This is a genomic window from Porticoccus litoralis (genome assembly GCF_030676955.1).
Classification (GTDB): Bacteria; Pseudomonadota; Gammaproteobacteria; order Pseudomonadales; family Porticoccaceae; genus Porticoccus; species Porticoccus litoralis.
The window spans coordinates 659,376-681,943 of the sequence record NZ_JAUUUU010000001.1; the positions used below are offsets into that span (position 1 = coordinate 659,376).

At 53.8% G+C, this 22,568-nt stretch carries 18 protein-coding genes; 6 read left to right on the forward strand and 12 right to left on the reverse strand.

The window, feature by feature from the left end:
* Positions 1–22 precede the first annotated feature (22 nt).
* Entirely contained in the window at positions 23–3,175 is a 3,153-nt protein-coding gene (locus tag Q8A57_RS03295; protein WP_305169497.1) for an efflux RND transporter permease subunit, read from the forward strand.
* A 75-nt stretch (positions 3,176–3,250) separates the two neighbouring features.
* Here the strand turns inward: Q8A57_RS03295 and Q8A57_RS03300 are convergent, their stop codons facing one another.
* The 3 genes from Q8A57_RS03300 to Q8A57_RS03310 all read right to left on the reverse strand — a co-directional run bounded on the left by Q8A57_RS03300 (position 3,251) and on the right by Q8A57_RS03310 (position 5,879).
* The gene (locus tag Q8A57_RS03300; protein ID WP_305169498.1) at positions 3,251–4,615 is read right to left on the reverse strand and encodes a Do family serine endopeptidase; all 1,365 of its coding nucleotides are present in this window, start codon (positions 4,613–4,615) and stop codon (positions 3,251–3,253) included.
* 232 nt (positions 4,616–4,847) lie between these two features.
* Positions 4,848–5,306 (reverse strand): Hsp20 family protein, encoded by a 459-nt coding sequence (locus Q8A57_RS03305; protein ID WP_305169499.1) that lies wholly within the window; start codon positions 5,304–5,306, stop codon positions 4,848–4,850.
* A gap of 153 nt (positions 5,307–5,459) precedes the next feature.
* On the reverse strand, positions 5,460–5,879 hold the full coding sequence (locus Q8A57_RS03310; RefSeq protein ID WP_305169500.1) for a universal stress protein: 420 nt from the start codon (positions 5,877–5,879) through the stop codon (positions 5,460–5,462).
* 119 nt (positions 5,880–5,998) lie between these two features.
* Here Q8A57_RS03310 and Q8A57_RS03315 point away from each other — a divergent pair, with 119 nt between their 5' ends.
* Together Q8A57_RS03315 and Q8A57_RS03320 are read left to right on the forward strand one after the other, a co-directional pair.
* Positions 5,999–7,006, forward strand: a complete 1,008-nt coding sequence (locus Q8A57_RS03315; RefSeq protein WP_305169501.1) for a zinc-binding dehydrogenase — start codon at positions 5,999–6,001, stop codon at positions 7,004–7,006.
* Between the two features lie 60 nt (positions 7,007–7,066).
* A complete protein-coding gene (locus Q8A57_RS03320; RefSeq protein ID WP_305169503.1) occupies positions 7,067–8,422 on the forward strand; it encodes a sodium-dependent transporter in 1,356 nt (451 codons plus the stop codon).
* Between the two features lie 41 nt (positions 8,423–8,463).
* Here the strand turns inward: Q8A57_RS03320 and Q8A57_RS03325 are convergent, their stop codons facing one another.
* Positions 8,464–9,231 carry an SDR family oxidoreductase gene (locus Q8A57_RS03325; protein WP_305169504.1) on the reverse strand — a complete coding sequence of 256 codons (768 nt, stop codon included), beginning with the start codon at positions 9,229–9,231 and terminating at the stop codon, positions 8,464–8,466.
* 64 nt (positions 9,232–9,295) lie between these two features.
* Positions 9,296–9,856, reverse strand: coding sequence for an HNH endonuclease (locus Q8A57_RS03330; RefSeq protein WP_305169505.1), 561 nt, complete (start codon positions 9,854–9,856; stop codon positions 9,296–9,298).
* Between the two features lie 540 nt (positions 9,857–10,396).
* Between Q8A57_RS03330 and Q8A57_RS03335 the strand changes: the two genes are divergently transcribed.
* The 3 genes from Q8A57_RS03335 to dxs all read left to right on the forward strand — a co-directional run bounded on the left by Q8A57_RS03335 (position 10,397) and on the right by dxs (position 13,533).
* The gene (locus Q8A57_RS03335; RefSeq protein ID WP_305169506.1) at positions 10,397–10,630 is read left to right on the forward strand and encodes an exodeoxyribonuclease VII small subunit; all 234 of its coding nucleotides are present in this window, start codon (positions 10,397–10,399) and stop codon (positions 10,628–10,630) included.
* Complete coding sequence (locus Q8A57_RS03340; RefSeq protein WP_305169507.1) at positions 10,630–11,517, forward strand: polyprenyl synthetase family protein; 888 nt, start codon at positions 10,630–10,632, stop codon at positions 11,515–11,517. Before Q8A57_RS03335 ends, Q8A57_RS03340 begins: the two co-directional genes overlap by 1 nt.
* Before the next feature lie 81 nt (positions 11,518–11,598).
* Positions 11,599–13,533 (forward strand): 1-deoxy-D-xylulose-5-phosphate synthase, encoded by a 1,935-nt coding sequence (gene dxs, locus Q8A57_RS03345; RefSeq protein WP_305169508.1) that lies wholly within the window; start codon positions 11,599–11,601, stop codon positions 13,531–13,533.
* A gap of 19 nt (positions 13,534–13,552) precedes the next feature.
* Here dxs and Q8A57_RS03350 read toward each other — a convergent pair whose 3' ends face one another.
* The 7 genes from Q8A57_RS03350 to Q8A57_RS03380 form a co-directional block, all read right to left on the reverse strand.
* Positions 13,553–13,882, reverse strand: a complete 330-nt coding sequence (locus Q8A57_RS03350; protein WP_305169509.1) for a YqcC family protein — start codon at positions 13,880–13,882, stop codon at positions 13,553–13,555.
* A gap of 15 nt (positions 13,883–13,897) precedes the next feature.
* On the reverse strand, positions 13,898–16,027 hold the full coding sequence (dinG, locus tag Q8A57_RS03355; RefSeq protein WP_305169510.1) for an ATP-dependent DNA helicase DinG: 2,130 nt from the start codon (positions 16,025–16,027) through the stop codon (positions 13,898–13,900).
* Positions 16,028–16,029: 2 nt separating this feature from the next.
* Entirely contained in the window at positions 16,030–17,178 is a 1,149-nt protein-coding gene (locus Q8A57_RS03360) for a 1-acyl-sn-glycerol-3-phosphate acyltransferase (RefSeq protein WP_305169511.1), read from the reverse strand.
* Between the two features lie 54 nt (positions 17,179–17,232).
* On the reverse strand, positions 17,233–18,249 hold the full coding sequence (locus Q8A57_RS03365) for an aspartate carbamoyltransferase (RefSeq protein WP_305169512.1): 1,017 nt from the start codon (positions 18,247–18,249) through the stop codon (positions 17,233–17,235).
* A gap of 74 nt (positions 18,250–18,323) precedes the next feature.
* Positions 18,324–19,742, reverse strand: a complete 1,419-nt coding sequence (gene sbcB, locus Q8A57_RS03370) for an exodeoxyribonuclease I (RefSeq protein WP_305169513.1) — start codon at positions 19,740–19,742, stop codon at positions 18,324–18,326.
* Positions 19,743–19,831: 89 nt separating this feature from the next.
* A complete protein-coding gene (locus Q8A57_RS03375) occupies positions 19,832–20,782 on the reverse strand; it encodes an OmpA family protein (RefSeq protein WP_305169514.1) in 951 nt (316 codons plus the stop codon).
* A gap of 263 nt (positions 20,783–21,045) precedes the next feature.
* On the reverse strand, positions 21,046–22,560 hold the full coding sequence (locus Q8A57_RS03380) for a fumarate hydratase (protein WP_305169515.1): 1,515 nt from the start codon (positions 22,558–22,560) through the stop codon (positions 21,046–21,048).
* Positions 22,561–22,568: the final 8 nt, after the last annotated feature.

Here is a 22,568-nt window from a genome sequence, read left to right on the forward strand (position 1 = left end):
CCGGCAAAGCTGAAGGATCACCATGAACATTTCCAGATTTTTTGTGGATCGCCCCATATTCGCCGCAGTGATGTCCCTGCTGATTCTGATCGCAGGGCTTTTGGCCATGTTCAAGCTGCCCATTTCCGAATACCCGGAGGTCTCGCCACCCTCAGTGGTGGTCAATGCCAGCTTTCCCGGAGCCAACCCGAAGGTCATTGCCGACACCGTGGCACGGCCACTGGAGGAACAACTAAGCGGCGTGGAAAACATGATCTATATGTTTTCCCAGGCCACCTCCGATGGCCGTATGACACTGACCATCACGTTCAAGATTGGCACCGACCCGGACCTGGCCCAGCAAATGGTTCAAAACCGGGTGTCTCAGGCGCTGCCCAGACTGCCCGAAGTGACACGTCAGCTGGGGGTCACGGTGGTCAAAAGCTCGCCAGACCTGACCATGGTGGTTCACCTGGTGTCTCCCGACCAACGCTACGACGAACTCTATCTGCGCAACTATGCCCTGAAGCATGTCAAGGATGAGCTAGCCAAGGTCGAGGGTGTCGGCACTGTGCGCCTGTTCGGGTCCGGCGACTACGCCATGCGCATCTGGCTCAACCCGGAAAAAATTGCGGAACGCAACCTCTCGGCCAACGAAGTGATCGCCGCCATTCGCGAACAGAACGTTCAGGTGGCTGCTGGTGTCATTGGCGGCGCCCCCATGACCAGCCCTGTGGATGTGCAGCTGCCCATCAATGCTCAAGGAAGGCTCGAAACCACTGAAGAGTTTGGCGACATCATCATTCGTGCCGGCGACCGGGGACAGATTACCCGACTGCGGGATGTGGCACGTATCGAACTGGAAGCGGCGGATTACAGCCTCAATGCCATGCTCGACAACCAGCCTGCCGTGGCCGTCCCAATTTTTCAGGCTCCCGGTGCCAATGCCATCGCTATTTCCGATGAAGTTCGTCGCACCATGGAAGCGCTGAAACCGAACTTTCCAGAGGGCGTCTCCTACTCGGTGGTCTATGACCCTACCGTGTTCGTTCGCGACTCGATCAAAGCAGTGGTGAAAACACTCCTCGAAGCGCTAGCGCTGGTGGTTCTAGTGGTCGTGGTGTTTTTGCAAACCTGGCGCGCGTCCATCATTCCACTACTGGCGGTACCGGTCTCCATCATTGGCACCTTTGCTCTGATGTGGGCGTTCGGGTTTTCGATCAACACCCTATCGCTGTTCGGGCTGGTGTTGTCCATCGGCATCGTGGTGGATGACGCCATCGTCGTCGTCGAGAATGTGGAACGGAATATCGCCGACGGACTGGACCCGAAAGAGGCCAGTTATCGCGCCATGCAGGAGGTGAGCGGTCCGATTATCGCCATCTCACTAACACTGGTGGCGGTGTTTGTTCCCATCGCATTTGTCAGCGGTCTCACCGGACAGTTTTACAAGCAGTTCGCATTGACCATTGCCATTTCCACAGTGATTTCAGCGTTTAACTCACTGACACTCAGCCCCGCCCTGGCAGCAAAATTATTACGAGGCCATGATGCCCCGAAAGACCGGCTGACCCGAATTATGGACTATCTGTTCGGTGGCTTTTTCCGCCTTTTTAACCGCGGTTTCAAACGCTCCTCCGAAGCCTACTCGTCCTCGATTTCGGGTTTACTGAGCCACAAGGTTGTGGCTTTCGCTATTTACATGGTGCTGATCGGCGCTACGGCAGTCGGCTTTAATTCCCTGCCCCAAGGTTTTGTTCCTCCGCAGGACAAGCAATACCTGATCAGCTTTGCGCAGCTACCCGATGGATCATCCCTGGCCCGCACCGAAGCCGTTATCAAGGAAATGGGCAACATCGCCATGCAGCAGGAAGGGGTGGCAAACGCGGTGCAATTTCCCGGTCTCTCCGTCAACGGCTTCACTAACAGCCCCAGCGCCGGCATCGTCTTCGTTACCCTTGAAGACTTCGACAAACGCAATACCCCGGAGCTTTCGGCGGCGGCTATTGCCGGTCGACTGCAACAGCAGTATGCGGGCATAGAAGAAGCCTTTATTGCCATTTTCCCACCCCCGCCGGTACGCGGCCTTGGCACAACGGGAGGCTTCAAGCTTCAGATTGAAGATCGTGCAGACCTGGGTTACGAGCGGCTCGCCGAGGTGGTGCAGGCGGTGCAGCAACTCGCCTGGCAGGATCCGGCCCTGATGAATGTTTATTCCAATTACAAGATTAATGTGCCGCAGCTTTATGCAGATCTGGATCGCACCAAAGCCAAGCAATTGGGGCTGAACGTCAAGGACATCTTCGACACCATGCAGATCTATCTGGGCTCGCTATATGTGAATGATTTCAACCGCTTTGGTCGCACCTACCAGGTGATTGCCCAGGCCGATTCGCCCTACCGCGCCAGCCCGGAAAATGCCCTGAACCTCAAGGTCAAGAATCACGAGGGCAGCATGATTCCTCTCGGTAGTGTGCTGGAAATGCAGGAAAGTTATGGCCCCGAAAGTGCCGCCCATTACAACGGCTACCTTGCCGCCGACCTGAACGGTGATGCCGCCCCCGGATATTCCAGCGGCCAGGCCCAGGATGCCATCAGCAATATTCTTGAAAGCACTCTGCCCTCCGGTATGACATTCGAGTGGACAGATCTCACCTACCAACAGGTACTCAGTGGGAACACGGCTATCTTTATTTTCCCCCTGTGCCTGCTGCTGGTCTTTCTGGTACTCGCGGCACAGTATGAAAGCCTGGTGTTGCCCCTGGTTGTTATCAGCATCGTGCCACTCTCGGTATTATCCGCGGTTGTCGGTGTCTGGCTGTCCGGCGGCGACAACAATATCTTCACCCAGATCAGCCTGTTTGTTCTGGCCGGACTGGCGAGTAAAAATGCCATTCTTATTGTGGAGTTTGCCCGTGAGCTTGAGCATCGCGGCTGCGATACCTGGCACGCAGCCGTCACAGCGAGCCGCATGCGGTTACGCCCTATTCTGATGACCTCTTTTGCTTTCATCATGGGTGTCGTGCCAATGGTTTTTTCCAGTGGTGCCGGCTCGGAAATGCGCAGCGATATCGGTGTCGCCGTATTCTCCGGAATGTTGGGCGTGACTTTCTTCGGTCTGTTCTTTACTCCCATCTTCTATGTATTGCTGCGCAAACTGGAGGGTTATCGCAAACTGTATGTCCCCACCCATTAAAGCTGAGTGTTACAAAGCGACAGAACAAAAAAAGGGCCGGTAAACACCGGCCCTTTTTTCATACTTGCTGACAGATCAACGGATCACCAAGTAGAGCGAATGACCACCACGGTTAATGTGCAGCAGCACCGAGCTGTCACTCAGGGTAAGTGCTTTTTTGAAGCTTTCCAGGTCTGCTACCCGCTTGCGATTGGCACCGAGAATAACATCCCCTGGGCGCAAGCCACTGTAAGCGGCACCCGAATTGGGCGATAGCCCGGCGACAATCACTCCGTCGCCGTCAGGATTATTTTCAAAACGGGCACCTTCCAGTAATGAGTGCAGCTTGCCGCTGACTGCTGTCAGCTGTTGCGGCTCACCCACCACTACATCAACAACCTTTTTCTTGCCATCGCGAATGAGGGTCAGCTTCACTTTTTCACCGATTGACTTGACCCCGATCTGGCTGCGCAACTGACCAGCCGAGCTTGTCTCTTCACCGTCTACGGCAATAATGACATCCCCGGCCTTAACACCAGATTTTTCAGCAGGAGAGTCCTCGCCAACACCGGTTACCAGTACACCTTTCTGACCATTTTTCAATTCAAAGGCGTCCCGCAACTCCGGAGTGATGTCCTGAATGCCTACGCCGAGCTGACCACGTTTAACTTCACCATGCTCAACAATCTGCTCTAGACTGGCCCTGGCCATATTTACCGGAATAGCAAAGCCGATGCCGACATTGCCACCGGAAGGGGCCAGAATTGCGGTGTTAATACCTACCAGCTCACCGCGGAGATTGACCAGCGCACCGCCAGAATTACCGGGGTTAATGGATGCGTCGGTCTGAATAAAATTTTCGTAGCCTTCAATGCCCAGGCCAGTGCGACCCAGGGCGCTAACCACACCTGTTGTCACAGTCTGACCGAGGCCAAAGGGGTTACCAATGGCTACTACAAAATCTCCGACCTCAAGATCACTTGAATTACCCATGGGCACCGCCACCAGATCATCGGCCTCGATAGCCAGGATGGCGATATCCAGCTCCGGATCAGCGCCTTTCACTTCCGCCGTGAAGGAACGGCCATCTTCCAGTGAAACCTGGACCTCGTCGGCGCCTTTAATCACGTGATAATTGGTCATCACAATGCCGTCATCGGCATCGATGATTACGCCTGAACCGGCACTCTGCTGGCGTTTTTTAGGTGCCTGCTGGCGAAACTGCTGATCGTCGGGGATATTGAAGAAACGTCTGAAAAAAGGGTCGTTCAGCAGCGGATTATTCACCTGCTGATTGGAAAAAGTTGCAATGTTAACCACTGCCGGATTCACCTGTTTCAACATGGGTGACAGGGTAGGTAAGGACTGTCCTGAGCTGTCTTTCAAGGGAAGCGCTGCCTGGCTGGAGGCAACGAAAAACAACATGGATACCGCGAGCATTAACTGTTTAATCTGCTGCATGGTAAAAACTCCTGATAAGTGATGGCATGATATTTATAGGTTTACATTTCGTAAGGCAGTAAACCGGTTTTTATGGGGTGGATCCGCTTAAACACCCTACCGCCGCTACACGCCGGGCGGTCGGCAAGGGTCAACAAAACCGCTGATCATGGGACAAAAATTGGCGGAAAAAATTCCGAAGAGGGGACAAATTAAAGGGCGGCGGGAAAACCCGTCGCCCCTTGGTCTTGGACTACTTGTCCTCGTCAGCGGTATGTTCCAGAGTTGTTCTGTTATCGCTGATGGGAATGGATTTCGGTTTCATCGCCTCCGGAATCTCGCGCACCAGACTGATGGCCAGCAAACCATTGTTCAGGGAGGCATCGGTCACTTCCACGTGGTCCGCCAGGTTGAATTTACGCTCAAACGCACGACGGGCTATGCCTTGGTGCAAGTAGCGACGATCTGATTTCACGGCTTCTTTTTTTCCGCGAATCGTGAGCACACCTTTTTCAACCTGGATATCCAGCTCGCTGCGTTCAAAACCTGCCACAGCAATGGTAATGGCGTAACGGTTCTCGTCGATCACTTCAATATCGTAGGGGGGATAAGCCGCCGCATGGTCATTGCGTAAGGCCGTTTCCAGCATGGGGGCCAAACGGTCAAAACCAACCGTGCTGCGATACAGTGGGGTCAAATCTATTGTTGCCATAATATATTCTCCTAATGAAGCAATATGAATAAATTGGGTTGCGAACTGCCACTCTGCAAGAGACATGACATCCGCATAATTTATTTATGTGCAGCAAAATAGATTTCAAGGCTTAACAACAAAATTTTTTCACCGGCGGATACCGGGAAACAATCAACGCACCATCAGCACGGAGATTGGAGAAAACAATGCCACCTGGTGACTGAGCGTACCGAAGGGTTGCCGGTCAGTTTCAAGACTGCGTGAGGCCATCACAATAAGATCAATATGCGTCTTCTCGCAAAAATTGATAATTTCCTGTGCACGTTTCCCCAACACAATATTTTTTTCAATTCGCACACCGGGAAACTCCGACTGAAAGCGTTGCTGCCATTGGGTCAATGTATGATCGGCCGTCTCCCCCAGCTTTAGATAAAATGCTTCCATTTCGGCATCGGTTTCACCCCCCAGCTTCTCGAGCACATGCAGCAGATATATATTTGCACCGGACTGAACTGCCAGACTCAGTGCGGTACGAATGGCTTTTTCATTTTTATCGGCAAGACCGGTAGGCACCAGGATATTTTTGAACATTACCACCACCTGCTGTTGACTTATTATTCGTTAATTTTTTTATTTCGTCATACAGTGACAAGAATAGACGCTGGAGAAAGCTCCCGTAAAGGGGCGATGTCGAACAACTGGAGAATGGCATGAAGGCTGTGATACTGACCAAAACCGAGGGGCCACATTCCCTTGTCGTAGACGAGATAGACACCCCGGAACCATTACCCGGGGAGGTGCGGGTACGTCTCAGGGCATGCGCCCTCAATAGGCGAGACTACTGGCTAACCCTTGGAAAATATCCGAAGTTAACACTGCCATGCATACCAGGATCTGATGGTGCAGGGGTAGTGGAAGCCGTAGGAGCCAATGTTGACCACGGGCTTCTGGGCCAGGAAGTGATGATCTACCCAGCACTGGACTGGGGCGATGACGAAGCCTGCTGCGGTACCGATTTCCGTGTTCTGGGCATGCCTGACCAGGGCACATTTGCCGAGGCAATTTGTGTTCCCGCCGACAATGTCCATCCCAAACCCCCACACCTGGACTGGGCTCAGGCTGCCGCCATGCCTCTCGCCGGCCTCACCGCCTGGCGGGCCTGTGTTACCCAGGCCGAAGTGCGCCCGGGGCAGCGGATCCTGATTACAGGCGCTGGCAGTGGCGTCTCGGGATTTGCCATTCAGTGGTGTCTAAAACTCGGCGCTGAAGTTTATGTCACCAGCGGCAGTCAGGAAAAACTCAGCCATGCCATCGCGCTGGGTGTCAGTGGTGCAGAAAACTACCACGACCCCGATTGCTACCGAAAACTCAGGCAACAAAGCGGCGGCTTTCACGCCATTATTGACAGCGCCGGGGGCAATGCCGTCAATGCATTGCTGGACACCCTGCTACCTGCGGGCCGATTTGTTTTTTTCGGTGCCACACTCGGCAACCCGGAGACTGGCTTGGAAATGCCGAAACTGTTTTTCCGTCAAATTCGCATCCAGGGCACCACCATGGGCACCAATGCCGAATTCGCCGCCATGCTGGACTTTGCCTGCCGACATCAGGTGAAACCCGACATCGACCGGGTCATGCCATTGCACGCAGCCGCCGAAGCTTGTCAATTGATGGCTGATTTTTCCCAGTCGGGAAAAATTGTGCTTTTAACCAGCTGACATTTCCGGCCCCCGCTCAAAGTCGTTAACATAGGGTTTTTAAAACCCTGAGCCTCATCTATGTCAGCCCATCGCGGAGAGTTTTCATCGAAAGCCGGTTTTATTCTGGCGGCCTCCGGCTCTGCGGTGGGGCTGGGCAATATCTGGGGGTTCCCCACCAATGCGGCAGAAAATGGTGGCGGAGCGTTCGTACTTATGTATTTCCTGCTGGCATTCTGCCTTGCCTATCCGGCGCTGATGGCCGAACTGGTGATCGGCAGGTATACCAAAGCCAATATGGTCCATGCACTGCAGGCAATCGCACCCGGCCGACTATCAAAACTTCTGGGAAAACTGACGGGGTTTTACGGCATTCTGGTGGCATCGCTGATCCTCGCCTTTTACAGCATTGTCGCCGGCTGGATGCTCGCCTACTTTTTTGAACCGGTGGCAACATTGCTGGGGTTAGAAACTCTTGCGTCCTGGCTGACCAGCGACAGCATTGTGCGCAATCTGGTGTTATGTTTTCTGTTTTTAGCTCTCACCTGCAGTGTCATTGTTGCAGGAGTTGAAGAAGGCATCGAAAAATGGTCCTGTCGGCTGATGCCAGCACTGTTTCTGATGATGGCCGGGCTGATTGTTTATGTGATGCTGCAACCCGGTGCCATCAGCGGCCTCAAACTTTACCTGATACCGGATTTCAATCAGCTGCTGGACCCCAAACTGGTTGTCAGCGCTCTGGGACAGGCCTTTTTTTCGCTGTCTTTAGGGGTCGGCACCATGTTGATTTACGGCTCTTACCTGCGTCCGGAAGAGAGCCTGCCCACCATGGGAGCTATCGTCACGCTGGTGGATTCTTCTATAGCCTTTCTCGCAGGATTACTGGTACTGCCTGCCCTGTTTGTCGCGCAACAGCAGGGCCTGAGCATTTATACCGAGAGCGGCAGCCTGATTGCCGGTCCCGACCTGATCTTTCAGACAATTCCAGCGCTATTCAAAAACATGGGCACGGTGGGTATCTGGGTGGCCATGGTCTTTTTTGCCCTTATGTCTATTGCCGCTCTAACCTCCTCCATTTCCATGCTGGAAGTGCCGGTTTCGTTCACCATCGAACACCATGCCACTCATCGACGCAGTGCCACCTGGCTGATCGGGGCAATTATCTTTGCTTGCAGCAGTGTCATTATTATTAATTTCGATGCGCTATTCGGGCTGGTGGTCACACTCGCCACAGAATACAGCCAACCCCTACTGGGATTGATGATCTGTGTGTTTGCGACCTGGGTGTGGCACCGGGATCTGGTGCTTGAAGAAATTCGCAGCGGTCATCCGGACGTGGAGCAAAGCCTGTTCTGGAAAATCTGGCCCCACTATGCGAAGTATTGCTGCCCCATTCTGATTCTGGTGTTACTGGCTCAGAGTTTTATTAACAGTTAAACGCGGTGCTCAGCTGAATACTACGTTAATGGGTGCCTGGACTAGAACGTGCCGCGATAATTTCCACCGTCCACGAGAATGTTCTGACCTGTGATATAGGCCGCGTGCTGGCTACAGAGAAAGGCACAGGTGGCGCCAAACTCATCAATCATGCCCAATCGGCCGGCGGGAAGTGTTTCAATATATTCGTCGGCAGAAAGCCCTGAACCACCACCAATCAGTGCGGCCGCACCCCTGCCACGCTCGGTATCAAACAAACCCGGCAACAGGTTATTGATGGTGACATTGTGACGGGCCGTATCCCGCGATATCCCCGCCACAAACCCTGTCAGACCAGAACGGGCACCATTGGACAGGCCCAGGGCATTGACCGGCTGTTTGACAGCGGCACTGGTGATATTGACGATCCGCCCGAAACGTCGCTCGAGCATGCCATCCAGTGTGCGCCGAATCATGTCGATAGGACTGTACATATTGCCATTGATGGCTTCGAACCAGTGCTGCTGACGCCAGTCGCGGAAATCACCCGGTGGTGGACCACCGGCGTTATTGATCAGGATATCCGGGGCCGGGCAGGCCGCCAGTGCAATGTCCCGCCCCTCTTCCGTTGTGATATCGGCAACAACAACATTGACCTGTGCACCGGTCTGATTCCGAATCTCTTCTGCCGTCTGATCCAGCACATCACGCTGTCGGGCCAGAATAGTAACCATGGCACCCTCTTTGGCAAGGGCCATTGCGCAGCCTTTGCCCAGGCCTTTACTGGCCGCACAGACCAATGCTTGTTTTCCCGCAATACCCAGTTCCACGACAGAGACCCCACACAACAGTCAGGGTGCAGAGGCTAACATGAAACTGTCGAGATAGGTGAGCTTAAAGCCAGCGGGAATTGCGGGAAAACTGGCCGCGAAGGAACTCCATTTGGTCACCCAGTATCCGCTTGGAATTAATCAGCGCCAGGTACTCCGCATTGTTGGGACGGAACGGCAAGGCTACCAACTGCATGTTGATCTCTTCGAGGAGTTGATCTGCCTTGTGCTGGTTACATCGGCGACAGGCTGCCACCACATTCTCCCATTTATCAAAACCTCCTCTCGACGTCGGTACAATGTGGTCGCGGGTCAGACTCGCCGCCGAAAACGGTCGGGCACAGTACATACACAGATAGCCGTCGCGGGCAAACAACGCCGGATTGGTAAGCGGGTAATTGGTCCTCGGACGCGCCAGTTGCTCACCCCCGGTGGCGATAATGCTGGGCAGAACAATCTGCGAGGTCTGCCCTGTCAGTCGGGAGCATCCCCCGCGGACTCGCTTCACTTCATCTCCCAGCGTCCAGACGATCATCTCACGTGCAAACAGGCATACTGCCTCCTGCCAGTCCAGCCACTCTATCGGCTGACCCGCCTGATTCAGTCGCAAAATTCTAGGCTGCATGATGGCTATCCCCCCGCAGAAGATAAAAAGGCATTGACCCATAAGCAAAAAGCCCCGCCAGGTTTACAGGCAGGGCTTTGAGAAGAATGTTAGAGACGCGGAGGGAGTATCCGGCACACCACGATATGTGGGGTTGTATGCGACAAATTCGATGGGGCCTGGGCACCCTGACACCGATTATCTGCTTGAAAGCTGACCCTCCAAAGGGTGTGTTTGAACCATAATACCCCAGTCTTATGACCTGTCAATGACAGAAAATAAAGCCCCGACACCTTCCGGTATCGGGGCTAAAGGCAGTATAGGAAAGTCGCGTGTCCAGCCTTGGAACAGATGTTACCGAACGTCCTTGTTGCTCCTTGGTAATACACATCCGTGTGCCGCAGCATCCATGCAAAGCCAATATCCCCTTTTTGGGGGTACTTTGATATTGGGTCTTTTCTGCTTTTCCTGTAGGAAAAAGCTTACACAGACTTAATTCTTCAAATTGACCCGTCTGCACAGCTCGGTTAGTGTTGCGGCTTCCTCCCTGGAGTAAACACCGTGACATCGCGAAAAAAAGCCGTCGACTTCGAACAGAAACTGAACCAGCTGGAATCGCTGGTGAATGACATGGAACAGGGAAGCCTCACCCTTGAAAACTCTCTCAAGGCTTTTGAGGAAGGCATCAAGATTACCCGTGAATGCCAACAGGCGCTCAAGGAGGCGGAATTACGGGTGGATATGCTCACCCGGGACAGTGATAGCCCCACTGAGTTTGTTCCCGAGAAAGACTGATGTCCGTTTCAGTAACCAGCTTCATTCCAGCTTATAAAAGCCGCATTGATTCTCACCTTGAAACTGTACTGACATTTCCAGACAGCCACAGTAGCAGCCTTTTCGATGCCATTCGCTACAGTGTGCTCAACGGTGGCAAACGTATTCGGCCAGTTCTGACCTATGCAGCAGCTACAGCTGTGGGTGAGATCAATTCAGCAACCGATGCCTCTGCGGCTGCGGTGGAATTGATTCACGCCTACTCCCTGATCCATGATGACCTCCCGGCAATGGACGATGACGACCTGCGCCGTGGTATGCCTACCTGCCACATTGCATTTGACGAAGCGACGGCAATTCTCGCCGGAGATGCCCTGCAAACTCTTGCCTTTGAGGAGCTGTTAACAGTTGCTGCGCACTCCCCGCAATTATGCGTACAGTTATTATCACTGCTCTGTAGAGGTGCAGGCGCCTCGGGGATGGTGGTGGGACAGGCACTGGATATCGCCGCTGTGAATCTGTCACCCGATTTACAGCAACTTGAACAGATTCACTGCAACAAGACCGGGGCCATGATCAATGCCAGTATTCTTATGGGTGCGGTATCAGCAGGAGCCGATAACCAGCAACAAGCTGCTCTCTCCGAGTACGGGGATGCCATTGGCCTGGCTTTTCAGGTACAGGACGACATCCTGGATGTTACCGGGACCACAGAAGTTATCGGCAAACGCCAGGGCGCAGATGAGGCTCTGAACAAACCCACGTACGTCACACTGCTGGGGCTGGGCGGTGCCAGAGAAAAAGCCGCCGACCTACACCAAAAAGCATTGGCCGCCCTGCGGACATTTGACAGCCGGGCCGATCAGCTGCGGGCTATTGCCGACTATATCGTCAACCGGAATAGCTGAAACCTGCCGAGACCTCCATTTGATGCGGCTCCGCTGGCAATTTTGGTGTAAGATTGCTCCCTTTGCGCCCATTCGATCTGCATGCTCAAGACGTTCAACGACATACCGCTGATCCGGCCGGAAACCCCGCTTCTGGACAGCATCGACCATCCGTTTCACCTGCGTGAACTGGATGTTGAGCAATTGCCTGAGCTGGCAGATGAACTGCGCGCCTATCTGCTCTACAGCGTCGGGAAAAGTGGCGGCCACTTCGGTGCCGGACTAGGGACTGTCGAGCTGACCATCGCCCTGCACTATGTTTTCAATACACCCCATGATCGGCTGGTGTGGGATGTAGGACACCAGGCTTACCCCCACAAGATCCTCACTGGCCGGCGAGAGCTGATGCCACAGATTCGGCAGGCAAACGGTCTATCCGCTTTCCCCAAACGGGAAGAGAGTGAGTACGACACCTTCGGGGTGGGCCATTCAAGCACTTCTATCAGCGCCGCTCTCGGTATGGCCCTGGGTGCCGCCATGAATGGTGAAAAAAGAGAAGTCGTGGCGGTGATCGGGGATGGGGCCATGACGGCAGGCATGGCGTTTGAGGCTCTCAATCATGCTGCACATACCAACGCCAACATGCTGGTAGTGCTCAACGACAACAACATGTCGATATCCCACAACGTCGGAGGCCTGGCCACCTATTTTTCCAAAATCTGGTCCAGCCGTTTTTATAATTCCATCCGTGAAGGTGGCAAGAAGGTCTTGCGCTCAATTCCCTCAGCAGCGTCTTTTGTCCGCAAGACCGAGGAGCACCTCAAGGCCATGGTCGCTCCGGGTATTGTTTTTGAGGAGCTGGGGTTCAACTATATCGGACCCATTGACGGCCACAACCTGCCACTGCTGGTTCAAACGCTTAGCAACCTGAAACAGCTGGATGGCCCTATCCTGTTGCACACGATCACCCGAAAAGGCAAAGGCTTTGGTCCGGCCGAAGCAGACCCGGTAGGCTATCACGCACTTAACAAAATCGAACCCAAAAGCAAGCCCCAGGTTGCCGTCGCCAAACCTTCGGCGGTAGTGACTCCCCCCAAGGTGAAATACCAACAGGTATTTGGAGACTGGCTTTGCGATATGGCAGAAAAAGATTTCCGCCTGGTGGGAATAACGCCGGCCATGTGTGAAGGATCCGGCATGGTTGAGTTTTCCAAAACCTATGCCGATCGCTACCACGATGTGGCCATTGCCGAGCAACACGCGGTGACACTGGCAGCCGGGCTAGCCTGTGAGGGGTTGAAACCCGTGGTGGCCATTTACTCCACCTTCCTGCAACGGGCCTACGACCAACTGATTCATGATGTGGCACTGCAGAACCTGGATGTTCTATTCGGCATTGACCGGGCCGGGCTGGTCGGCGAAGACGGCCCTTCACACGCAGGCAGCTTTGATCTTACCTATCTACGCTGTATTCCTAACATGCTGATCATGGCGCCCTCGGACGAAAATGAAACACGGCAGATGCTCTATACCGGCTTCATTCACCAGGGTCCTGCTGCCGTTCGCTATCCCAGGGGTACAGGTCCAGGCACTGTCATCGAAAAACAAATGACGGCACTCCCCATCGGCAAGGGAGTGGAGAAGCGCACTGGAAGCCATGTCGCTATTTTAAATTTTGGCACCCTGCTCCCGGCAGCATTGCAGGCCGCTGAAGAGCTTGGCGCCACCGTTGCCGACATGCGTTTTGTGAAACCACTGGATACCGCACTGGTTGATCGGCTGGCATCACAACATCAATTGCTGGTTACCCTGGAAGAAAACACGGTACAGGGCGGAGCCGGAGCAGCAGTCAGTGAGCACTTGGCCTGTACCGGAATGGTTGTGCCAATCATGCACCTGGGCCTGCCGGATCAATTTGTGGACCATGGCAGCCATTCGCAACAACTCGCCGCCATCGGACTGAACGCGGAGGGTATTACCCGTGCTATTCAACACCGCCTGGATGAACTGAAGGGTACCCAGGGCGCCGTTTCCTGATACTGATCCCAGCAATAGGTTAAATATTGGTCGTTAACAGCCGATCAATGGCGACTAACAGCTCGATTAATTCCCGACTGTTCTCCCCCCTCTTGCGAAAATACTCCTCGGCCATGGGGCTGACGGCACAGTTTTCAGGCAGTTTGGCTTTGTTCTCAACCAGATGTTGCAGTCGAGGCAGAAAAATGAACTGGAGCCACTGTTCAAACGAGAGGGTATCAATGGCAAAGGGCTCCCGGCTGGACAATGCCGCAATTGACGGCATCGTTTCTGACCACAACATCATGTCCCGCATCTGCTGCTCAAGGCTGACCAGTATGGCGGCCAGCTGCCGGTGTTTATCATTCATCTCAGGTCCTGACGACTACCCGGTTTCGCGCCGGAAAGGAGGCAGGTCGTCCAGCATCTGTTTACCGTAACGTTTGCTGATAATTCGGCGGTCGAGGATTGTGATTCGCCCCCGGTCTTTCTCTGTGCGGATCAGGCGACCGCAAGCCTGATGCAGCCTGAGAGAGGCATCGGGTAACATCAGCTGCATAAAAGGATTCTCTCCACGATGTTCCAGCCAGCCGGACAGGGTCTGATAGACGGGATCATCCGGCACGGCAAACGGCAACTTGGCGATAACCACGTGAGAACAATAATTCCCCGGAAAATCCATCCCCTCGGCGAAACTGGCAAGACCAAAAATTACACTGCCCTCTCCACCATCAATTGTGGCCCGATGCCGGCGCACAATTTCCTGGTGTGACCATTGTCCCTGTACAAGAATCTGATCCTGCCGTTCTTCTCCCAGTCCGTCATAAACCAGTTCCATCTGGCGGCGGGATGCAAATAACACCAGCGTCCCTTCATGCCAGTCAATCATCTCGGGCAGCACGCTGATCAGCGCCTCGGTATGTAACTGACTGTCTGAACCATCAGCGCCGATATCCGGCACCGCTATCACTCCGGAGTTGGCATAATCAAAGGCCCCCGCCACTGCCGTGTACACCGTTGTGGCAGGCAGCCCGCATCGTTTGCTGAAATTTTCAAATGAACCCAGGGTCTGCAGGGTCGCGGAGGTGATGATCGCTGCATAACACCGTTGCCACAAATTGAGGCGAAAGATGCCTCCGGCATCTGTGGGAGACGCTGACAAACGAATATCCGGGTTGCCCGCTCCCTCTTCCAGGCTTAGCCACCGGGCAGTGGGCGGTGCTTTTTGTGTATCATCTTCTCGGGCGTAGGATTCCCAGAGACGCAATGCTCCTTCGATGCGGCCTTGCCACACCCCCACTTGCTGGAATAGTTGTTCGAGATCGACTCGGGGTACCGGAAAGTGCGTCTCATCCATCGCGTCACTCAATCGGTCGGAAAGAAGTTCCAGGGTACTGAACAGCACTCCCAACCCCTGCACCAGGTGGCCTGCCAGTTCTCTTATTTCCTCGCCGGGATCGCCGTCGACAAAACACCAGCGCAGCTCTGTGCTGCCTTCTACGGCCCCTTCCAGGTATTTTTCCAAGAGCGGATAACTCAGCCCCATTAAACGCTCACTGTCCGCAGCAGAGCTGGCCAGTTTTTCCAACCGTGACACAATATCCGGAGCGTCCCTGAACAGCGGCAGCCAGGCATCTGCCTGTTTCTGCATACGTCCCAACCAATTACCTGTAGTTCGAATCCGGCAGGAGCCAGCAAAGTGGTTAAGGGCGGTGGGCGCGATGCGATGACCTTCGTCAAAAATATAAATGGTCTCTTCCGGCGGAGGAAGAATGGCACCACCCCCCAACGACAGGTCTGCCATCACCAGGTCGTGATTGGCGACAATACAACCGGCCTCATCCAATTCATCCCGTGCTTTAAAAAAGCAACAGTTGCGAATCAGCCGACAGCGTCGCCCGGTACACTGGCGACGATCAACAGTCAGGGGACGCCAGTCACTGTCTTCCAGAGAATCGGGCCAACTGTCCCGGTCACCTGCCCATTCGCCCGCAGCCAGCGAGTTATCCATGGCGCGGTAACTGGCGATCAGATTTGCCGTTGGATTGAACTGGATTTCATCTTCAAAGAGAAACAGCCCGTTATCCCGAGCTGAAGCAGAATCGAGGCACTGCTCGAGTCGAATCGGGCACAGGTAGCGCCCACGCCCCTTGGCAAGGACTACCTGGTAGTCCCAGCCGGTACTGCTCAACAGGTTAGGGATATCGCGATTGACCAGTTGCTCCTGCAGTGCAACCGTACCCGTTGCCACCACCACTTTTTTGCCAAGCGCGCGGGCAATGGGCAATGCTGCCAACAGGTAGGCGAGTGTTTTCCCGGTTCCGGTGCCTGCCTCAACAACGTTGACAGGGTTATCCGAGCGCCGTCGGCCTTCGGCATCCTCCTCGATAGCGGCCAGACCATTAGCAATGGCGGCGATCATCTGCTTCTGGCCGAGACGGGGACGCAGCTCGTTAACGTCCAGGAATGTCCGGTAACCCTTCTGAATTTCTGCTTTCAGGTCAGCGCTCAGCACCGTTAATCAAGACCAAGTCTTAGCTTGCTGCGCACCGGATTGGCATACATATTGAGGATAATTTCCCGGTGCGCCTGAGGTACCGCATTCAGGCGCTCTTCAAACTCACGAACTTTTTGTGGCCAGCTCCCGCTAAATACTGATTTCCACTGTGCCAACTCAGGCACCTTGCCCTCCAGCATTTCGTAGGCAATGAGATTGCTGGGGTGGAGTCGGTAGTTACCGATGATCTGACGGTCAACGGCTTCGGCCATTTCCTCGGGGGTATCGATACCCTCTTCCAGCGGATCACCAAACGCAACGTGCACCGCCCCTTTGCGTCCAACAATGCCCTGATAGATGCTCAGCAGGTCCTCGTGGGCTTCTTTCCGGTAAACCCCCTCCGTCTGTTTGGCATAGAGCTCACGACCTTTGGCTGCGTCCAGGGGGTCCAGCTCATAGGAAATAGCTACCGGTACGACTTTCAGCTCACGAATGGCGTCAGCAAATGTCTGTTCTTTCTGTTTGCTGAGTGAAAGCATTTTCAACAGGGCCTTTTCCGTTTTATCGACCCCATCCTTGGCACGACCTTCACGTTGGGCAATCCAGACGCTGGCGTGCTCTTCAACCAAGGAAAACCGAATGTAGCGCGACAACTGCAACAGCGCGTTCAGCTTTTCACGACGCCCTTCCACAGAGCGTTTCACAATAAAACTTTTGTTGATGCGCATTAAGTCCGAGGCAAACTCTTTGCTCATCAGGTTGTCGCCGATGGCGATGCGCACCGTGTCATAACCGGCGTGGTAGCGGACGAAATTCACAAAGGCCGGGTCCATGGCAATATCACGGTGATTACTGATGAACAGGTAGGAGCTTTCAGAAGAAAGCTTATCCTGCCCGGAAACCGTCAGATGGCATTCAATTTTTTTCAGCAGTTTGCCCATGCTCTCACCCACTGCTTCCTGAAAATCACGCACATTATGAATTTTCTCAAAGCTGTGGCGTAACACCCGAGCAATCAGCGGCCGCATTAGCCAGGGCGCATACCGCCCGAGCCGTGGATATTTGATGGACATCAGGGTATCAACAAACTCGCGACTGGCCGCGAGACGAGCTAACACTTCTGGAACTTCTGAGTCGTAATAAGGACGGATATCGTCAAATTCATTCATAACGGCGATGTACTGATTGTTGTTATAACGGCTTGCCAAAACAGCGGCAAAAACTCAGGAGCCCAGACGAGGGTTGTGCCAACGCACTTCCGTGGAGTACTTTTCGACCAGGTGTGTCACATCAAGAATCATGGCAAACAGCGCCATACGCACCAGTAGACCATTGTCCGTCTGGCGAAAAATTGCGAGATTCGGGTTGCTGTCCAGATCGCTGTCGAGCTCATTGGCCTCTGCCCGCGAATCCCGCGGCAGAGGATGCATGATCACCGTATTGGGCTCGCAGTTGGACGTGTAAATCGCCTGGTTAAGGCGAAAACGGCCGCGGTACAAATCGGCTTCATCCTTACTGGCGAAACGCTCTTCCTGAATGCGGGTGGAATAGACTATATCAACGTGGGAAATACTCGATTCCAGGCGATCAGATTCGTCTACGTGGATTCCAGCGGCTCGCATATCCTCAACCAGCTCTCTTGGCATCGCCAGCTCCAGCGGAGAAACCAGCTGTACTGAAACCCGCTGGAATAACATCAGCAGCTTGCAAAGGGAGTGGACGGTGCGCCCGTGCTTGAGGTCACCAATCATGGCGATGCGCAGACCATCCAATTGACGCCCACGATCGCGAAGTTCTTTTTCTATGGTGTACAGGTCCAGTAATGCCTGACTGGGGTGCTCATTGCTGCCATCACCACCGTTGATCACCGGAACCCTACTGGCGGCGGCAAAATCCGCCACGGAACCAGACTCGGGATGGCGCATACAGATTACATCACTGAATCCGGACAGAACCCTGGCCGTATCCTGAAGTGATTCACCCTTGGCCAAGGCTGAGGCTTCAAACCCTACCGTCTCCCTGACCTCACCCCCCAGCAGATTAAAGGCACTGCCGAAACTGATTCGGGTTCGGGTACTGGCCTCAAAAAACATGTTGCCGAGAATCGCGCCTTCGAGAACCCGGGTGATTTTCTGGCGCTGGGCATAGGGCTCCATACGATCAGCAACGCGAAAGATACGATCAATATCAGTGCGCTCGAACTGACTGATGGAAAGTATACTGCTACCCTTGAATTCCACATTGCCCCCACGGCTTAGCCCATCAAGCGCAGCATTTTAGCGGCTTTGCCAAAATCGGACCAGCGGCTTTGTCGTTATAAAATCTGATCGCCCCATTCTTGCAACGCGTGCAGCAGTGAGCGTTCACGTTCGCCCGTTTCCTCACTGGCCATCAGCTGGTCGATTTCCGCATGATAGGCTTCCAGGCTGAGGTATCCGGTAGAGGAACCCGTGAGCCGCTGAAAGCGCCATTCTTCCCACTGGTTTATCTCTTCTTCGCTCAATGACTCCGGAAAATTTCTGGCGCGATAAAGAAACAGTAACTGCCGATAGCGAGGGTCCTGAAAATGAAAGCGGTCTGCCCCCAGCTCGTCCGCCGATGCCGAGCGTACCTCACTCAACAAATTCCGATCAGCGTCATTAAGAAAACCCTGATAGAGCTGGCGATCTGCTTCCTCAGGGCTTTCCTGCCCTGGTGCAGAAAACAGTTGTGACAACTTTGCCGTCAGATCCTGGCCGCGCAGCAAGCGCCAGTTTTCCTCGCAGCGCTCCAGGTCTATACCCAGACGCTTGGCCACCGCAGCATCCAGTAGTTTTGGCGTTGCCACCACAGGGCAGCGGTTAATCTGAACATTTTTTAGGGGGATACGCTCCACACCCTCGGGCAAATCCTGGGTGCGGGTAAAAAGCCGATCGTGAATTTGATCTACCGGTAGATTGATGAGCCCCTGAGCATCCCCTGACAGATTAAAACAGATAATGGCGTTGTTGTTGGTCGGGTGTTTGGCCAGCGGCATCATTAACGCCACGTAACCATTATCCCGCGGCAACCGGCCCGACACGTGCAGGAATGGCAGCTGGTTCTGCAGATCGATCAGTCCGGCCACCTTATGCTTCTGGCGATGCTCGTAAATATAGTCGTACAGTTTGGGTTGTTTATCCTTTACCAGACGTGCCATAGCGATAGTTGCCATGACATCGGAGAGCGCATCATGGGCTGATTCATGGGTTATACCGTTGGCCTGGGTGAGTTGTTCCAATTTGAAACAGGGGGAACCGTCGTCGTAGTTGGGCCACTCGATACCCTCCGGTCGAAGTGCCCTGGCCAACCGAACCATATCGATAATGTCCCAGCGAGAGTTCCCATGCTTCCACTCTCGCTCATAGGGATCGTAGAAATTCCGGTAAAGGGTATAGCGAGTCACCTCATCGTCAAAGCGGATACTGTTATAGCCAACTCCGCAGGTACCCGGTTGTGACAACTCCCGGTGCACTTGAGCAATAAATTCCGGTTCTGGCACCCCTTGCTCCCGGGCTTTCTGGGGAGTAATGCCCGTAACCAAGCAAGCCATCGGGGAAGGCAGCCGATCCGTGGGCGGCTGGCAATACAGGGATAAGGGTTTACCAACCAGATTGAGGTTTTCGTCGGTGCGAACACCGGCAAACTGTGAGGGGCAGTCTCGAGACGGGTCAGTGCCAAACGTTTCGTAGTCGTGCCAATAAAGCGTTTTCACAGACTCAGCACCCTTTTTCCAGAACAAAAAAAACGGCGTCCCCAGACGCCGTTTTTAGATAACGCAACAGACTGTGCGTTCCGGTCAGATCACTCAACCACTTCGGTATAGGTCATTTCGCCTACTACACGACGGTTGCGAGCACGACCTTCATCGGTGGCATTGTCCGCAATCGGACGGCTTTCACCGTAACCTTCTGTGGTGATGCGACTCGGGTCAATGCCATAGTCTTCAACGATTTTGGCTTTAACTGCGGCAGCACGGCGCTCTGACAGGCCCTGGTTGTAGTCATCCGAACCACGGGCATCGGTATGACCTTCAAGCACGAGAGTGATGTCATCGTGCACTTTCATGGCATTGGCAACAGCATTTAGCTCATCACCGTAGATGGCACGTACAATGGCCTTGTCGAATTCAAACTCAACATTCAGGCGCACGGTAATGGTACGAGTCTCAGGCTCTGGTGCAGGCATTTCCGGTACGCGAGGCTCTACGGGTTCTTCAACAACCGGCGCAGCAGGCTTGTTGAAGTAGTAGTTGAGGGCAAAGTTCAGCGAACCGTCATTGATACCCTCGTTGCCTTCACGCAATTTGTGGGCGATGCGAGCATCACCACGGAATTCCCACTGATCACTGATCATCTTGGACAGACCAAAACCGATTTGCGCCTGATGGGTGTATTCCTCATCTGACCAGAGGTTGTTTTCACCATCGCGGTCGTAATAGCTGAAGCCTGCCACTACATAGGGGCGCCAGCCACCGTTATCTTCTCCCAGCCAGAAATAGGCATTGATTTGGGCAACATCCAGATCGTCACCGGCAATGTCTTTGCCGTAACCGGCTTCCAGAGCCCAATCATTAAAGAAGCGATAACCAACATTGAAACCAGCAACGCCGGCTTCATCATGACCACTGACAACACGTTCGCTATCGAGGTAGTAGTAACCCAGCGACGGCCCGAGGTATAAACCCTCTTGCGCAAATACAGAGGCCGACAGCGTCAGCAACGATACACCAATAGCAGCAGCAAGCTTTTTCATAAACTTCACCATTAATTCCGATTTAAAAACACAGGCACCCTCGCCTGAACAATAAAAACAGCAAGCGTAATCATAATACAGCTACTGTTTTTTTTTCCGCATATAAGGCCTAAATTTTGCCAAAAAACACAAACAAGATCAAAAAAATGCCGCTGACTTCTAAAGCTTCGTCGAACGCATTTTTTTCTCTGGGTTTTTAGGCGGCAACAGCCGCGCCTTGAGTGCGGCGCGAATATATACCTCTGTTTTTCAATAAGCCAGTACTAGATGACCAATTTCCGCTCTTCAATTTTGGCCTGCCAGATTTTCGGGCCAGTTTGGTGGACGGCTTCTCCCTTGGTATCCACCGCAACGGTCACCGGCATATCAACAATCTCAAATTCATAGATTGCCTCCATACCAAGATCCTCAAATGCCACTACTTTGGCTCCGGTAATCGCTTTTGAGACCAGGTACGCGGAGCCGCCGACAGCCATCAGGTAGACCGCCTGTGAATCGCGAATAGCATCAATAGCCGTGGGACCACGCTCAGCCTTACCGATCATGCCAATCAGGCCGGTTTCTTCCAGCATGGTACGGGTAAATTTATCCATGCGGGTTGCTGTGGTTGGGCCAGCGGGGCCCACTACTTCCTCCCGCACCGGGTCCACGGGACCCACGTAATAAATAAAGCGACCTGTCAGATCTACCGGAAGCTTTTCGCCCTTCGCCAGCATATCGACCATGCGCTTGTGAGCGGCATCACGGCCCGTCAGCATTTTGCCGGAGAGAAGCAGGGTTTCACCGGGCTTCCAGTCTTTAATATCTTCCTTGGTCACTGTATCCAGGTTCACGCGGCGCACGCTATCACCTACTTCCCAGGCAATCTCGGGCCAGTCTTCTAGGTTTGGCGGCTGCTGCTTCGCGGGGCCACTGCCATCCAACTTGAAGTGTGTATGTCGTGTCGCTGCACAGTTTGGAATCATCGCCACGGCCTTGTTGGCGGCGTGAGCCGGAAAATCTCTGACTTTGATATCCAGCACCGTGGTCAATCCACCCAGACCCTGCGCACCGATACCCAGTCCGTTAACCTTATCAAACAACTCCAGGCGCAATTCTTCGGCACGATTGGAAGCACCGCGAGCCTGTAGTTCATGAATATCAATGGGATCCATGAGTGATTCTTTTGCCAGCAGCATGGCTTTTTCAGCGGTACCGCCAATACCAATACCCAGCATACCCGGCGGGCACCAGCCAGCGCCCATTTTAGGCACCTGCTCCAACACCCACTGAACCACGGAATCAGACGGGTTCAGCATGGCAAACTTGGATTTCGCCTCTGAGCCACCACCCTTGGCCGCCACATCTACTTCCACGGTATCGCCGGGAACAATTTCGTAATTGATCACTGCAGGGGTGTTATCGCCGGTGTTTTTACGGGCACCGTCAGGGTCGGCCAAAACCGATGCTCGCAGCACATTGTCAGGGTGCATATAAGCGCGTCTGACACCTTCGTTAATCATATCGGAGACACTCATGTCTCCCTCCCACTGCACGTTCATACCCACTTTGACAAAGACATTCACGATGCCGGTATCCTGACAGATCGGGCGGTGTCCCATCGCACACATGCGGGAGTTAATCAGGATCTGCGCCATGGCATCCTTGGCCGCCTGCGACTCTTCGCGCTCATAGGCTTCGTTAACCGCCTGGATAAAATCCACGGGGTGGTAATAGGAGATAAATTGCAGCGCATCCGCCACACTTTCAATCAGATCATTTTGTTTGATAACAGTCATTTCGCTCT

Excerpts from the sequence above, each read along its gene's own strand:
- dxs (WP_305169508.1), top strand. The coding sequence starts at position 11,599 with ATGCTCAAGACGTTCAACGACATACCGCTGATCCGGCCGGAAACCCCG.
- Q8A57_RS03375 (WP_305169514.1), bottom strand. The coding sequence starts at position 20,782 with ATGAAAAAGCTTGCTGCTGCTATTGGTGTATCGTTGCTGACGCTGTCG.
- Q8A57_RS03300 (WP_305169498.1), bottom strand. The coding sequence starts at position 4,615 with ATGCAGCAGATTAAACAGTTAATGCTCGCGGTATCCATGTTGTTTTTC.
- Q8A57_RS03360 (WP_305169511.1), bottom strand. The coding sequence starts at position 17,178 with ATGAATGAATTTGACGATATCCGTCCTTATTACGACTCAGAAGTTCCA.
- Q8A57_RS03310 (WP_305169500.1), bottom strand. The coding sequence starts at position 5,879 with ATGTTCAAAAATATCCTGGTGCCTACCGGTCTTGCCGATAAAAATGAA.
- Q8A57_RS03305 (WP_305169499.1), bottom strand. The coding sequence starts at position 5,306 with ATGGCAACAATAGATTTGACCCCACTGTATCGCAGCACGGTTGGTTTT.
- Q8A57_RS03350 (WP_305169509.1), bottom strand. The coding sequence starts at position 13,882 with ATGAATGATAAACACCGGCAGCTGGCCGCCATACTGGTCAGCCTTGAG.
- Q8A57_RS03340 (WP_305169507.1), top strand. The coding sequence starts at position 10,630 with ATGTCCGTTTCAGTAACCAGCTTCATTCCAGCTTATAAAAGCCGCATT.
- Q8A57_RS03330 (WP_305169505.1), bottom strand. The coding sequence starts at position 9,856 with ATGCAGCCTAGAATTTTGCGACTGAATCAGGCGGGTCAGCCGATAGAG.
- Q8A57_RS03320 (WP_305169503.1), top strand. The coding sequence starts at position 7,067 with ATGTCAGCCCATCGCGGAGAGTTTTCATCGAAAGCCGGTTTTATTCTG.
- Q8A57_RS03295 (WP_305169497.1), top strand. The coding sequence starts at position 23 with ATGAACATTTCCAGATTTTTTGTGGATCGCCCCATATTCGCCGCAGTG.
- Q8A57_RS03315 (WP_305169501.1), top strand. The coding sequence starts at position 5,999 with ATGAAGGCTGTGATACTGACCAAAACCGAGGGGCCACATTCCCTTGTC.
- Q8A57_RS03380 (WP_305169515.1), bottom strand. The coding sequence starts at position 22,560 with ATGACTGTTATCAAACAAAATGATCTGATTGAAAGTGTGGCGGATGCG.